This is a genomic window from Leuconostoc falkenbergense (genome assembly GCF_014634805.1).
GTDB classification, from domain to species: domain Bacteria; phylum Bacillota; class Bacilli; order Lactobacillales; family Lactobacillaceae; genus Leuconostoc; species Leuconostoc falkenbergense.
The window spans coordinates 1-14,679 of record NZ_BMBS01000045.1 but is presented as its reverse complement, the minus strand read 5'-3'; the positions used below and the strand labels follow the sequence as shown (position 1 = coordinate 14,679).

9 protein-coding genes and 1 other annotated feature are annotated in these 14,679 nt (G+C 38.2%); of the genes, 1 reads left to right on the top strand and 8 read right to left on the bottom strand.

Features of this window, described 5'->3' with window-relative positions; translation table 11 throughout:
* Window positions 1–56: 56 nt before the first annotated feature.
* The 7 genes from IEU71_RS08700 to IEU71_RS08670 all read right to left on the bottom strand — a co-directional run bounded on the left by IEU71_RS08700 (window position 57) and on the right by IEU71_RS08670 (window position 11,083).
* Window positions 57–2,192, bottom strand: a complete 2,136-nt coding sequence (locus IEU71_RS08700) for an ArnT family glycosyltransferase (protein WP_371867081.1) — start codon at window positions 2,190–2,192, stop codon at window positions 57–59.
* Window positions 2,193–2,368: 176 nt separating this feature from the next.
* Window positions 2,369–2,776, bottom strand: a complete 408-nt coding sequence (locus IEU71_RS08695; protein WP_004911338.1) for a GNAT family N-acetyltransferase — start codon at window positions 2,774–2,776, stop codon at window positions 2,369–2,371.
* 151 nt (window positions 2,777–2,927) lie between these two features.
* Window positions 2,928–4,748, bottom strand: coding sequence for a pyruvate oxidase (spxB, locus tag IEU71_RS08690; RefSeq protein WP_004911341.1), 1,821 nt, complete (start codon window positions 4,746–4,748; stop codon window positions 2,928–2,930).
* A 411-nt stretch (window positions 4,749–5,159) separates the two neighbouring features.
* Window positions 5,160–6,839, bottom strand: a complete 1,680-nt coding sequence (gene dld / locus IEU71_RS08685) for a D-lactate dehydrogenase (RefSeq protein ID WP_036086804.1) — start codon at window positions 6,837–6,839, stop codon at window positions 5,160–5,162.
* Between the two features lie 257 nt (window positions 6,840–7,096).
* Window positions 7,097–7,528 carry a universal stress protein gene (locus IEU71_RS08680; RefSeq protein ID WP_036066512.1) on the bottom strand — a complete coding sequence of 144 codons (432 nt, stop codon included), beginning with the start codon at window positions 7,526–7,528 and terminating at the stop codon, window positions 7,097–7,099.
* 321 nt (window positions 7,529–7,849) lie between these two features.
* The gene (gene metE, locus IEU71_RS08675; protein WP_004911352.1) at window positions 7,850–10,141 is read right to left on the bottom strand and encodes a 5-methyltetrahydropteroyltriglutamate--homocysteine S-methyltransferase; all 2,292 of its coding nucleotides are present in this window, start codon (window positions 10,139–10,141) and stop codon (window positions 7,850–7,852) included.
* Between the two features lie 42 nt (window positions 10,142–10,183).
* Window positions 10,184–11,083, bottom strand: a complete 900-nt coding sequence (locus IEU71_RS08670) for a methylenetetrahydrofolate reductase (protein ID WP_004911358.1) — start codon at window positions 11,081–11,083, stop codon at window positions 10,184–10,186.
* Between the two features lie 206 nt (window positions 11,084–11,289).
* Window positions 11,290–11,532: a binding site (T-box leader), on the bottom strand.
* A 196-nt stretch (window positions 11,533–11,728) separates the two neighbouring features.
* On the opposite strand from IEU71_RS08670, the gene IEU71_RS08665 reads away from it, so the two are divergent.
* On the top strand, window positions 11,729–12,043 hold the full coding sequence (locus IEU71_RS08665; RefSeq protein ID WP_004911360.1) for a SemiSWEET family transporter: 315 nt from the start codon (window positions 11,729–11,731) through the stop codon (window positions 12,041–12,043).
* A gap of 187 nt (window positions 12,044–12,230) precedes the next feature.
* On the opposite strand, the gene IEU71_RS08660 is transcribed toward IEU71_RS08665, so the two are convergent.
* Window positions 12,231–14,645, bottom strand: coding sequence for an HAD-IC family P-type ATPase (locus IEU71_RS08660; RefSeq protein WP_241870305.1), 2,415 nt, complete (start codon window positions 14,643–14,645; stop codon window positions 12,231–12,233).
* Between the last annotated feature and the right edge of the window lie 34 nt (window positions 14,646–14,679).

Genomic DNA, 14,679 nt, shown 5'->3' with positions numbered 1-14,679 from the left:
TAGACAATTACCATTAAAGGCGCTGCGGCTTTTTTATTCAAGTGTTCGGTTTAATTTTACAATCTACCATATATATTTGATAAATCATATAATGTTGAACTTTGTGATTGACCGCCCATTTGTTGTCTTGAGGAACTTTGATTTGATGTGCTAGAACTATATGTGACCTTAGTACCATTCTTTTTAACCCAAGTTAGTATTTTACTAATTTGACCACTCGAGGTCTTACTATTATTACCCATTACGAAGTATTTCAGTTGTCCCGACTTGACTAGCTTTTTGAATTCAGAGAGTGACATAGTTGGATCTGTTCCGTTATAACCACCTAATGCCATGACTGCTTTACCGGACTTGATAATATATCCAGATGCCGAGTTAGAATCAGTTGTGGCAAACAAATATTTGGCATTACCTTGGTGCTTCTTGGTATAACTCAATAATTGACTATTGACTTCTCCACCCATATCACTGCCACCAGCTTGGCTTAGAAGTGAAGGACTGGCGGCTGGTATTGCTGCAGAATTATGTGACAATGTTGGTGTTAATGACCACCAGCTTGCCATTAGTAAAATGCTAATTGCCGACAAAATAATTTTTATTTTGCTATTGATGTGTCTAGGCAATAGCCACCAAATCGATAAGCCAATTGCTACAATAATCAGCACAATGCTGATAATTTGGTAATACGACCATACATAGTACGCTTGCAGTAGAAGAGTTGTTAATACGGCCACACTAACAACTATTCGTGCAATCATTGATTCTTTATTGTTTTGAGCAGACATTTTCACAACTGCTGCCACGCCAATTGCTGTTAATGCAGCAATCGCAGGGGCTAACATAATTGTGTAATATGGATGAAAGAAGCTAGCAACTGAGAAGAAGCCATAGACTGGAACGAACCAACCTGCCCAGAGCAGAACCTCAGATTGTTCCTCAGAGACATGGTACCATTTAGCACCACGCTTCCTAAATCCAAACCAACCAGCAACAAGTCCGAGAATTGCAAGTGGTAGGTACCAACCAATTTGTGAACCCAAGTCTGATTGGAAAAGTCTAAAGGGTCCAGCTGATCCAATGGCAAATGCACTGTTACCACCGCCCTGTCCACCTTGTGTTTTTCCAGTCATTTTACCTGCTTGACTAGGTGCCTTGCCCTTAGTCTGTTTGGTATTTTTATTTGCAGATTGATTTGGTGGCGTACCAGTGGGGGCTTTCCCACCACTTGGTTTTCCTGTCGGCGCTTTGCCAGTCATTTTAGCAGTTGGCGCTGACCCGCTTGGCTTTTTGCCAGTCGGAGCACCGTTATTTTTTTGAGTGCCTTTTGATTTTTTAGTATTTCCCATACCAGGGAAAGCACCTCCGGTTCCTGTTGATTGACCTAACAATCTTTCAGTACCGTTATATCCAAACGCTAGTTCCATTAATGAGTTTGTTTGTGAGCTACCAATATATGGCCGACTAGACTGGTCAACCGAATCAACTGCTAATGGGTAAGCTACTGTAAAAATCGATAAGGAAGCCATACCAACAACTAGCCAAGCAATTTTCTTTTTCCACGGTAGTTTGATTGCTACCCAATAATAAACAAGCATTGCTGGTAAAATCATGAACGCTTGCAACATTTTGATGTTGAAGCCCACACCAATCAAGCCAAAACTGACAATGACGAGCCAAATATTTTTCTTAGCAACTGCTTTTTGTAAAATATATACAGCTAAAAGCAAGAAAAATACTAGTATAGCATCCATATTATTCGTACGGCTATTAGCAACCACCGTCGGTGTCAGTGTCAGAATTAACGCTCCGACTCGTCCGGCCCATACACCAAATTTCGGTGCTAATAACTGATACATTAAGTAAACAGATCCTATACCCGCCAAAACACTTGGTAAAACAACTGACCAACCGTGTATACCAAATATTTTAGCTGATATGGCCATTAGCCATAATGCGACTGGCGGTTTGTCAACAGTAATAAATCCTGCTGGATCAAACGCGCCGTACCAAAAATTCGACCAACTTTTTGTCATTGAGGTAATCGCTGCTGTATAGTAGCTATTGGCACTACCAGCGTCCCATATACCCCAACCATACAGAAAGGCACTTAGTATCAAAATACCAACTAAACACCAATCTGTTTTATTTACTTTTTTCAATCGCAAAACGCGTACCTCCTTTTGACATATCATTATTCTAATCTTGCTTGAGTATATATAAGTTAAATATAAATAAAATGAACATTAAATAGTTAGTCTGCATCTCATTATCAAAAAAAGTATTAAACAGCATCAGCATATTTTTACAATTAAAAAAAAAGCAACAATGATTAAAAAATAAATCATTGTTGCTTTTCTATTGAAAAGTGTTAAAAATTTTTATAAAAAGCGACAAGCGTCCCTTGATCAGCAGATTTGAAACCAAATTTTTCATAAAAATGCCTGACATCAGGCGCTTCTTCAGTCAATAATACTTTTTGCCTAACTGCTGAATACTGACTTAAAACACGATTCATTAGCTCTGTGCCAGTATGTTGATTTTGAAACTTCGGGTCAACTAAAATATCTTGTATAAAAATAATTGTCTGTCCATCTCCCACAACGCGAACTAATCCGACTAATTGATTATCTGCCCACGCACTGACAACCATTAACGAATTTGTGACAGCTGCCATAAGGTTTACACGAGTTTTAGTATAGGCAAACCAACCGACACTATTGTACAATTTGATTAAATCAGTTTTCGCGATTGTTTGATTGATTTGATAATTGATCATTTTTTTGCTCCTAATTAATGATAGTAATCATTTAATTAGACGCTTTTTTGGTAAAGTAGCATTTTAATCCTCCTGTTTTTTTAATACTACCACAGTGTCATGCTTTGTCAAAATAAAAAAGCAACTTCGCGGGCGAAATTACTTTTTAAGATTAGAAACTATATTTATTGTCGTTGTTGTCTTTAATATATCTTGATGTCATACCTTGTGCTTCTAAGTACTCACGGAATGGCACTAGATCATGTGCTTCATATTTTTCCTTATAGGCCTCAACAACTGATTCGCTATACAAATTGGTGTCTAGTTTTAGGGTTTCAACAGGAATAGGACGGTCTTTGGTGATTTTTGCATCGACCACAACTACGCGACCTTGATTGTAATAATCAAGCGCTTCTTTCATCACCTGATCAATATCTTCAATTCGACTAACAGTCAAGCCAACCGCACCTTGCGCTTCAGCAATTTTAGCATAATCAACATCTGTGAAATCAACACCAAAATTATACGTATTCGTGTCTTCATACTTATTTTTAATAAATCCGTATTCTGTATTAGTAAATACAACGTTAATGACGGGTAACTTATAGCGCACGTTGGTAACAACATCTGGATAAGTCATTGAGAATGCCCCATCTCCCATCAGGTTCCACACTTGACGATCCGGATAAGTGTTTTTGGCACCAATTCCACCTGGCAAGCCAATACCCATTGTGGCAAACAACGGTGATGTCCGCCACATATTCTTGTCTGTCATGTGCAAATGACGTACGGACATTTGAGTGACATTACCGACATCAATTGAGAAAATAGCATCATCTGCTGCGTATTTATTGATAGCATTATAAACTTGATAGGCCTGTAAATCACCTTCAGTTTTTTGCTCAAGTTTATTCATATAGTCACGCCAATTTTTGACATTAGCCACGTTTGCCTGCCACCATGGCGAATCGTTTACAGGTGATACTTTAGCTAGAATAGACTCAATCGCTTCACCTGCATCCCCTAGAATAGCGACGTCATTTTGATGACGCTTACCCAACATTGCTGGGTTATTGTCAATTTGTATGAACTTATTCACGTTTCGGAAAGTACCTTCAACTTCGGAGAATGGGAAGTTTGTACCAACAAACAAGACAGTATCAGCTTCAAGAATAGCTTCGTTAGCTGGCTTCCAACCAACACGGAAAGTGGAGCCAGTGAAACCTTCAAAATCCCAATCAAATGTTTCAAAATTTTTACCTGTTGTAATAATTGGCGCTTTCATTTTGCGAGATAATGCTTGAACTGCTGATCCATGCCCCATCGTACCAATTCCCGCATAAATCACTGGACGCTTAGCTTGGTTAAGAATGTCGACAGCAGCAGTAATATCTGATTCATCGACTGGTGCGGACTTATATTCTTTATAAGTTAAGCCTGATGAATACAGTGGCGTCGAATAAAGTGAGTCAGCATCAATCTCTGTAAAGCCAAAATCAGCCGGTACTTCTAGTACAGCTACGCCACGTTTGGCAATTGCAGTTCGAATGGCGTCATCAACAAGGTGAGGCAACTGTTCTGCGGTTGCGACACGACGGTTATAAACAGCTATATTATCGTACATTGGATTCTGATTTAATTCTTGAAACGAATCCATATTTAACTCGCGTACTGGTTTAGAGCCTAAAATAGCCAATACTGGGATATTATCCATTGCCGCATCATAAAGACCATTTATTAAATGCGTTGCACCTGGACCACCAGACCCAACGGCCACACCCAATTTACCACCAAATTTCCACTGCATGACAGCTGCCATAGCACCGACTTCTTCGTGTTTAACCTGCAAGAATTTGATTTTGTTTTCTGGATCACCCATTGCATTCATTAAACCACTCAAAGTACCTGATGGAATCCCATACATTGTGTGGACGCCCCACCCTGACATAACTTTCAATGCCGCTAATCCAGCCGAAATTTTATTGTCTGACATGCTACTATTTTCCTCCTAAACATGAAAGCTTTGTAAGCGCTTTCATTTCGATAAATAAAATTATATACGAATTTACAATTAATATCAAGCGTTTTCATGATTTATTCACTTGTGCTCATTGCTTTGGTATCAAATGATTCAGCTTGTTTTATGATTATAGTTTCACAAAGTTTAATAGACTAGCCCTTTAAACAGATTTTACTAATGATTTATAAAATAATGATTTGTCTAAGAAAATACTTTTATACAGGCTAGCACGACAGAACAGATTGTCAAACCAAAAACGTCTAAATTATTCTAAAATGTGTTTTACCTAAAAGTAAAACATTCACATTGCATAGTCCCTAATAAAAAAATAACCGATGAATCAACAAATGACGATAACGGTTATTTTTTAACAAACTTTTTATTTTAGTATTCGCCCCAGTACTTAGACATTGTTTGTTTACCAACGCCTGGGTTGAAACTGTTAGTTGGATCATTTTTCTTATAGTGCTTGATTAAGGCCGGCGCTGCCAAGTATAGATGTCCAACATTGTGCTCGGCTGGGTAAACAGCATGACGCTTATCTAAAATTTTAAGCATCTCTTTTTTAAGTTCATGCGCATCGACGCCAGGTTTTAGAATATAATCTTGGTGCATGACGTGATCAAGTAAGTGACCATAATAAATTTTGTGTTCTATTTTGTCTTCAATTTCTTTAGGCAAATGCTCGAACCATTTATAATCATTACTTGCCAACGCAATATCTAGTGGCAAAATGTCAATGCTATCCTGCTTCAGTTCTTGATAACGAATCGCAACACCAGCTGTTACGTAGCGGTGAGTTGCCGCTTTACTGGTCTCATTGGCGTCCGCTTCAAAGTAGTCGCCACTTGCCTTGTCAAAATAAGATTTGAGATATTCTCGCGCTTCTTCGATACCATTACCAGCCATTTTCAATTGTAGGTAATGGTCGTATTTTTCGTAATAATCATCTATTCGTTTTGGCATTTGATTAGGAAATAAATTACTTAACGTTTGAAGCAAACGATCTGGGAAATAAGGCTTGAAAAACGGAATGTGCTTCAAAAAGCGTTCGCCCCAAGCTTTTAGCGCAAACATCTGGGGCAAATGACCCGTTCCAATTTTTTCGATTACAATTAGCGAGTCTTTACCATATTTCTTGGCCATTTTATAAGCATTTTTATGCATATATTCACCAGAAACAGGCAATTCTTTAAAGGTCGTCATAATGTGGCGACGAATATCTTCCAACTCATCGGGATTGTTCGTTCCAATGTAAAACATTTGTGTTTTTTTATCCATTGGGAACGTATCTAAGCGGACAGCCAATGCAGCAACGTGACCGGACGATCCAGATACTTCATACAATTCTTTAGGATTTGCATTATATCGAATTGGCTTATCAGATTCAACATCACGCACAACCTGTTCATGATGGAACATTGAACCATGATGTTGGGTAGCTGGTACTTGATTCAAATCAAAATTACGGTTCTGCAAATTGGTAATAATCTCTTCGGGCGTTTTGCCTAAATCAATGCCTAAGTGGTTGACTAAGTGCATTTCATCATGTTCATCAATCCAAACATACAATGATAACTCTGTATAAGCTGGACCTCTTCGGATCAAAGCACCACCAGAATTGTTGTTAATACCACCAATGACCGATGCACCCAAATTAGATGAGCCAATTACTGAATGCGGTTCACGTTTAAGTGGCCGCAATTCATTTTCTAAGTGAAACAGTGTCGTACCGGGGAATGCAAGTGCCTGTTCCCCATTATTGATTAACTGTAAATCTTTAATTTTCATGCCGTTCACGACAACTGCAGAACGGTCATAACCTGGGGCTGGTACGGATCCCTCAGTCAAACTAGTATTGGCCGCTTGCATAATAATGATAATATTGTTATCATGCAAAACATTAAGCACACGCCACATTTCCATTAAAGTAGTTGGAAATACCACCGCTACCGCGTCGCCTTTACCTGAGCGATACCCTTTCCGAAAACGTAAAGATTTTGCTTTGTTGGTAATGACATTTTTTTTACCAACAACATTGACTAGTTCTTCGACTAAGTCCATATTAACTTCTCCCCTCTACAACGTTTACAAAAAAACGTTTTAATCATTACGTTATTAATGATACGCTTTTTTTATCACTTTGGTTAGAAAAAAATTCAAATTTCAACTTTTATAATTACAGGTACTATTCTCTATTTTTTAACACAGTATCAGCCATGCTCAAAAATAATTTTCCTGTTAAACTGTATCATCTCACTACAAATAAAAAAGCACCAAAATTTTTTAAATTCTGATACTCGTAACGTTAATATACCAAGCTACTTGACTAATAACACATCGGCGTCTGCCCGCTCTGAAACATAGCGCGCCGTTGAACCAATAAACATCCGAGTTAACAAAGTCGTACCTGTTTTACCCATTACAACCAAATCAGGTTTGAATTTTTCCATGACTTCATTAACAAGTATAAATCGCGCATCGCCCTTAAATACGTGCGTATCATACGGAACATCACTTTCTGTCAAAACATTGGCGGCTTTGGTGACATTTTCATTGGCTAACTTAGTTAAGCTGTCAGTCATGGATGCATAAAATACTTGGCCACCATCGTGATAAGCAACAGTAGAATATTGAATAACACTAATAATTTCTACTTTTGCACCATATTTTTTGGCCAAACTAGCACTATATGCTACTGCACGCATGGCCGCGTCACTACCATCAGTAGCAACAACGATTGTCTTCATCATTTGTTTCTCCTTTCTCCATTGTAAGCCATTAACTTGATGAACGAAGCATAACGATTAATCTTTTAATACAAACAACAACCCAGTTGTTGAATCGATCAGTAAAATATTGTCGCCAAATAGTTAGAAAGTTCATAGATACTATAAACATTAACTATTCATATTCTCATTATACTATTATTCAAACAGAATTGAAAGCGTTTACATATTTTTAACAGTATGCCTAAAAATTAAGCCAATAAAAAACCGCTTACAATATAGTTGTTGTAATCGGTTTTAACAGTTATAGAGCCATTTAAAAATTGGCAAGTAAGCAATATTTTATCAGCGCAATTCTGCGAGTACAACATCTCGCGCTGCTTTCAAATGTCGCAATGCGTCGACTGTTTGTTCCTCAGTTCTTGTCTTCAAGCCACAGTCCGGATTAACCCAGAATTGTTTCACATCAATTACTTTTAATCCTCGTCGAATATTGTCTTCGATTTCAATGGTTGTGGGAATCCTTGGTGAATGAATATCATAAACACCCAAACCAATCTGTTTATCGTACTTGGCATTTTCAAAGGCAGCAATGATTTCACCGTGGGAACGTGATGTTTCAATCGAAATCACATCAGCGTCTAAGTTTGATATTGTGTCGATAATATCTTCAAAATCTGAATAACACATGTGTGTGTGAATCTGTGTTTCATCTTGAACACCTGTTGTCGTAATTTTAAATGAATAAACAGCTTCATTCAAATAATCTTGCCAATGACGTTTTTTTAGCGGTAATCCTTCACGTAATGCGGGTTCATCGACTTGAATAATTTTGATGCCAGCCCTTTCCAAATTAATGACTTCCTGTCTCAACGCCAAAGCAATTTGATTCTGAACTGTCGCGCGCGGCACATCATCTCGTACAAATGACCAATTAACAATGGTCAAGGGTGCAGTAATCATGCCCTTCACCGGTTTATCTGTTTGTGCTTGTGCAAAAGTAGATTCAGCAACCGTAATGGGTTCTAAATAATCAACATCCCCATAAATAACAGGTGGTCTAACACCTCGCGAGCCATAAGACTGCACCCATCCGTTTTGCGTGGCAAAAAAGCCAGCTAACTTTTGACCAAAGTATTCCACCATATCGGTCCGTTCAAATTCACCATGCACCAAGACATCTAGCCCAAGTTTTTCTTGTAGTTTGATCCAACGTTTTGTTTCTGATTTAACAAAGTCTTGATATTCCGAATCAGATATTTTCTTTTTCCGCCATGCGGCACGCTTTGCTCGCACAACGGCAGTTTGAGGGAAAGAGCCAATAGTTGTCGTGGGTAAAAGCGGCAAATTTAAAATATCATCTTGTTTTTTAGAACGGATAGCGTATTTTGATTGGCGTTCAAATCGTTGTTTGGATAAATTCTTTATTGCTACTTGAACATCGACATTGTTACGTGCCTCTGAATCTTTTAGCGCTTTCAAAGCACGTTTGTTGTCCTCAAAAACGTCAATATCTTGGTTGCCATTTAAAGCATTTGTGAGCGTGACTAATTCCTGAAGCTTTTCATCAGCAAATGCTAAGCCACCAAATAACGCGGCGCTTGCTGCTGTTTCGTATTTTTTTGTGATTGGGACGTGGAGCAAAGAATTGCTGGGTTGTAACCACAAATTTGGCGCCAAAGATTGCAATGTTTTCGCTAAGTCGAGTTTTTCTTGCAAATTAGCTGTCCATATATTGTGTCCATCAACTATGCCTGCGGCTAATATCTTATCCTCAGGGAAACCGTACTGCTGAACGCTTTTTAAATTCTCGCCATTGCCATGCGCAAAGTCCAGACCAATCGCTTGTACTGGCAAGTCTACCACAGCTTGATAAGTATCGATTGAATCAAAGTACGTCTGCAATTCAACATTTAGCTTGGGTGCAATCTCGTGTAAATAAGCTGTCACACGCTGATAAGGCGTAATAGCTGCATCGTCGTCAATTTTGACTAAACTCGGTTCATCCAATTGAACCCACTGCACACCTGCTTCCTGTAGTTCCTGAAAAACCTGACCATAAAGTGGTAATATTTGATCCAAAAGTCGATTGATATCTTCTGATGATGATACATATTCTCCGTTAAGTTTACCAAGCTTTATTAGCGTGACTGGTCCCAGAATAACTGGTTTACCGTTGATATTTAATTCTTCTTTTGCTTCTTGCCAATAACGTAACCAACGATTATCTAAGAGGCGTGGTTTAGTATTGTCAAATTCGGGAACAGTGTAATGGTAGTTAATATTAAACCATTTTGTCATATCCGCCGCCACATTTTCCTTATTACCACGAGCAACAGCATAATATTCTGATAGCGTTAGCGGACGGTCATAACTACCAAAACGTGTTGGAATGAGATTAAATGCCGCGATAGTGTCCAAAACATGATCATAATCCGAGTTGTCAGCAACCGGAATGATATCTAATCCGAATGCGCGTTGCTTTTTTAAATTATTAAGTCTTAATGACTTAGCAGTTTCATGAAATTTTTGATCATCAATTTCACCACGCCAATAAGCTTCCAATAACTTTTTCCATTCTCTATGTTCACCTAAACGGGGATAGCCCAAATTTGAAGATTTTACAATATTGCTCATGTCTTACTCCTGTATTTTTTATTGTCTACTAAATGTGATTTTTTAAACAGCGTATCGTTTATTTTTGCACTGAATATAGTCGTTTATTTTTGGTAACATCGTTGTCAAAATGTCTGCTTGATTCATTGCATAGAGGTGAATGCCATCCACCCCATGATCTAATAAATCATAAATCTGTTCCATAGCATAAGCCATGCCAGCTTGCCGAAGCGCCTCTGGATTGTCTTGATATTTATGCACGATTTTAGCCAGTTTGGCTGGTAAAGAGGAACCAATCATGTAAGTTAGCTTTTCAACCTGTTTTTGACTAATAATAGGCAAAATGCCCGCTGATACCGGAATCTGAATGTAATTGTTTTTTAGCTCTTCTTGCATTTTGTAAAAAGCATTATTATCAAAAAACAATTGTGAAATGAGAAATTGACTGCCTGCACTAATTTTTTCTCTCACACCACCGACACTGATTCCAGTAATTGGATTATCAACATGTCCCTCCGGATAAACCGCTGCGCCAATACTAAAACTATTTTCTTTTTTAATATCAGTAATGAGATCTTTTGCAAATGGATAGCAACTATTATCGTAATCTGATGACGGTAAGTCGCCCCTAACGGCCAAAATATTTTCAATTCCAGCGGCTTTCATCTCACTCAAATGATGATGCAAGGTTGCTGGCGTTTGGTTGATACCAGTTAAATGGTGAAGCGCCGTTACACCAAAGTGATTTTGGATGTAGCTGGCAATGTGTTGTGTCAATTCATGATTAGCACTGCCCCCAGCACCGTATGTAACACTAATAAAATCAACTCCCGCTTGCCTTGGATTCAATTCCTCTAGCGTTTGAAAAAGTGATTTCACGCTTTCTTCTTGGTGCGGTGGATAAACTTCAAACGATAAAACCGGAACAGGTTTGGTTTTGTAAATTTGATTAATTTTCGTCATAATTTTTCCTTTTAATTAAACTAACTATCTGTTCAATTAAAAAGACATGACTGCATCCACTGCCCCACTACCATTCAGATAAACAGCCGTTGTCATTTTGTTAGCATGTAAATAATATATTTTTTGAAAATTAACTCGCATATTGATTTACCCAGTATTGATTAGAAATTAAAAAAGTCCCATAATCTTCACCTAACAGGCAAAGATTATGGGACGATTGAATCGCGTTACCACCCAAATTCTGCCAAGCATTACTGCTTGACACTTAACAGGTACATCTGACGAGATACCCTAACGCGTTAACGGGCGCACCCGAGTAGTGTTTACTAAAAGCTCACACTGCTTACGACTCCAAGACCATTTTCAACTTCGTTGTAATACCAACTTTCACCAAACGTTGGTTCTCTTTAATCACACAGTAAGTTTACTTATCTCTTCAATGTCTCATCTATTTGTAATTAATATACTCTTATTATCATTTTATTGCAATACCATATTTGACTAATTTTCTTGAATAATCCGTTTCACTTACGATTATTATTTTCAGAAAATGTCATGCAAGTTTAAGAAAATAGTGCCGTCTTTTGCAATATTTTTCAAGAATGGTATTATATTATTTATATCTAACAGAAAAAAGGAGTTTACATGCGAATCGATACATCAAAATACCCTGAAGGTGACGAGGCAATTTCATCTGACAGAATTAAACGGCTTAAACTACTCAGTCGATTAGCAACATTGATGTGCATAGCAATGTATATATCCTATATTCCTCAAATCATGAGTAATTTTTCAGGACATCCAGTTGGTTTTTTGCAACCCTTTGTAGCCATGATTAACGCGTCTTTGTGGACCGGTTATGGTTGGAACAAAACCTATAAAGACTGGCCAGTAATTATTGCTAATGTCCCTGGTATCTTTTTTGGCTTAATAACTGTCATCACAATTTATATTCATTAAAAAACGCTATCTTTTTCAAAAAAATGAAAAAGTAGCGTTTTTAATATTATGAAACCTCAAAAAATGAATTACCCAGAAATAGTGTCACGAGACATTAACAACATTTTTATCACTTTAGCGGTATGTCGTGCCCACTTTTTTCTCAAATCACATCAATTGTTTATAAAGCCCTACTTCTAAACATACGTCAATATTTGTCCAATTCTGTCACGACCAATACAATCAGACCAGTTGCCAAGACAATAACCCAATGATTAAACGAAAGGCCTGCCGTTGAGAAAACACCTTGCATAAAAGGTACATAAGTGAAAATAATTTGTAAGATAATCATCGCAGCAATCGCGCCAAATGCCATAGGATTTGTCCAAAATGATCGGCTAAGCGCTGGCGCAGCAGTTCGAATATTGAACAGATAAAAAATCTTTCCAAAAATAATAACGTTGACCGCCATTGTGCTTGCCACGGCAAAACCAGTCATACTATCCAAGTATTCAAATACTGCGAGCGCAACGGCAGCAATAATAACACTAACATATACCATTTGAAATACATCATATCGACTCATTAATTTATCTGATGTTTTACGTGGCGGACGAGACATTAAACCAGGTTCCGCAGGTTCAAATATAAATGCCAGTTGTAATGTCAGCGCAGAAACCATGTTAATCCATAGAAGTTGTGTCGCTGTTAATGGCATTGGTTGTTGTAACAAAATGCTGAACACAACAATCAATCCCTCAGCAAAACTTGTTGGTAATAGATACAAAATCGTTTTACGAATGTTATCGTACAAACGGCGTCCCTGAGCGATCGCTGTTTTAATGGTTGAAAAATCATCATTAGCCAAAACCATGTCTGCTGAATCTTTGGCAACATCGGTGCCTTTGACACCCATCGCAACACCAATGTCAGCCCGTTTTAATGCGGGTGCATCGTTAACGCCATCACCCGTCATGGCTGTCACTAGTCCATTTGCCTGATAAGCTGCAACAATACGCAATTTATCTTGTGGCGTTGTTCTAGCAAAAACATCATACTTTGTCACGACACTAGCCAACATATCATCAGTCATTGCTTCTACTTCATATCCTGTAATGGTTTGAATATTGTTAGCCAATCCCAGCTGCTGCCCGATTGCTTTTGCTGTGTCAGGGCTGTCACCGGTAATCATTTTAACGTGAATACCCGCTTGGCGCATATCCTTTATAGCATCAATAACCTCTGGACGTGGCGGATCAATAATTGCGGCTAACCCCAAGAACGTGATACCACTGGCTTTTAAGCTTTCGTGCGTCACTTCATTAACATCATCTGCAACATCAGCATAGCCAACAGCAATGACTCTTTTGCCAGATTGCGCAAATTTTGCTGCTAAATCAGACCAATATTTTCTTCGGAATGTCGCACTATTCTCTGCTAAATCAAATAATTTGTCAGGGGATCCTTTAATCGCAATAAAGCGATGCTGCTGTTGATTTTCAGATAAGCGAGCCATATAACGATAATCTGAATCAAAAGGAATACGGTCAATTTCATTTAATTTTGGTTCTTTTTGACCAAAAGCTTTATAGTACGCGGATAAAAAGGCTGCATCAGTTGGTTCACCATTAATTTCCCACGAACCATTTTCTTCCGTAAGGAAAGTATCATTAGCCTGCTGACCCATAGTCAGAAACATTTCTAACTTGGCAATTTTTTTGGCATCAACTGCCCGTCCATTGATTTGAATATCGCCCTCTGGTGCATAGCCTGTTCCAGTGACCGTATAATGTTGTTCATCAATGACAATATCTTGGATAGTCATTTCATTTTTGGTCAGTGTGCCTGTTTTGTCAGAAGCAATAATATCAACGGCACCAAGCGTTTCAGCTGCTGGTAATGTCTTAACAATTGCATGCTTTTTAGTTAACTTTTGCACGCCTGTCGCCAAAATAATTGAGGTTGCCGCCGGCAGACCCTCAGGCATTGAACCAACAATCATTGCAATAATCGCCATTACTAAAGTTGGTAAATCATAAATATTAAGCGCCCAACCCAATACAAACATGACCGCGGCGACCGCAATAATTAGCCATGAAATGCCACGTCCTAGGGCATATAACTCTTTGGTCAATGGTGACTTGTTACCTGAAACATCAGCCACACTCTGAGAAATTTGACCAATTTGTGTATCAACGCCTGTTGCAATAACAATACCAGTTGCACTACCATTAGTGACAGCCGTTGAGGCGTAAGCCATATTACTACGCTCAGCTAAAGGCACAGATGCTGCTAAAATATGTTCATTTTTTAAAACAGAGTCTGCCTCGCCTGTCAATGAAGATTCCTGAATACGTAAATTATCAACATCAATAAGACGTAAATCAGCTGGTACATTGTCGCCAGCTTCCAAATAAACTAAATCGCCCAAGACCAATTCACGGGCAGGAACATCAAAACGTTCACCACTTCTTATAACAGTTGCCTCAACTGACAACATTTTTTTTATTTTATCAAGCGCATTACTGGCGTTAACTTCTTGGAAATAGCCAATCATTGCATTAATAAAGACAACCAAGGTGAAGTGAACCCAATAACTTGGACAAAATAAAAAAATGTCCAGAAAGTTATTGGGTTTTTCTATGTCTAAATATTCA

What these genes read in the sequence shown, in the direction of transcription:
- IEU71_RS08700 (WP_371867081.1), bottom strand. Translation starts at nt 2,192, where the DNA reads ATGATATGTCAAAAGGAGGTACGCGTTTTGCGATTGAAAAAAGTAAAT.
- IEU71_RS08695 (WP_004911338.1), bottom strand. Translation starts at nt 2,776, where the DNA reads ATGATCAATTATCAAATCAATCAAACAATCGCGAAAACTGATTTAATC.
- spxB (WP_004911341.1), bottom strand. Translation starts at nt 4,748, where the DNA reads ATGTCAGACAATAAAATTTCGGCTGGATTAGCGGCATTGAAAGTTATG.
- dld (WP_036086804.1), bottom strand. Translation starts at nt 6,839, where the DNA reads ATGGACTTAGTCGAAGAACTAGTCAATGTTGTTGGTAAAAAAAATGTC.
- IEU71_RS08680 (WP_036066512.1), bottom strand. Translation starts at nt 7,528, where the DNA reads ATGATGAAGACAATCGTTGTTGCTACTGATGGTAGTGACGCGGCCATG.
- metE (WP_004911352.1), bottom strand. Translation starts at nt 10,141, where the DNA reads ATGAGCAATATTGTAAAATCTTCAAATTTGGGCTATCCCCGTTTAGGT.
- IEU71_RS08670 (WP_004911358.1), bottom strand. Translation starts at nt 11,083, where the DNA reads ATGACGAAAATTAATCAAATTTACAAAACCAAACCTGTTCCGGTTTTA.
- IEU71_RS08665 (WP_004911360.1), top strand. Translation starts at nt 11,729, where the DNA reads ATGCGAATCGATACATCAAAATACCCTGAAGGTGACGAGGCAATTTCA.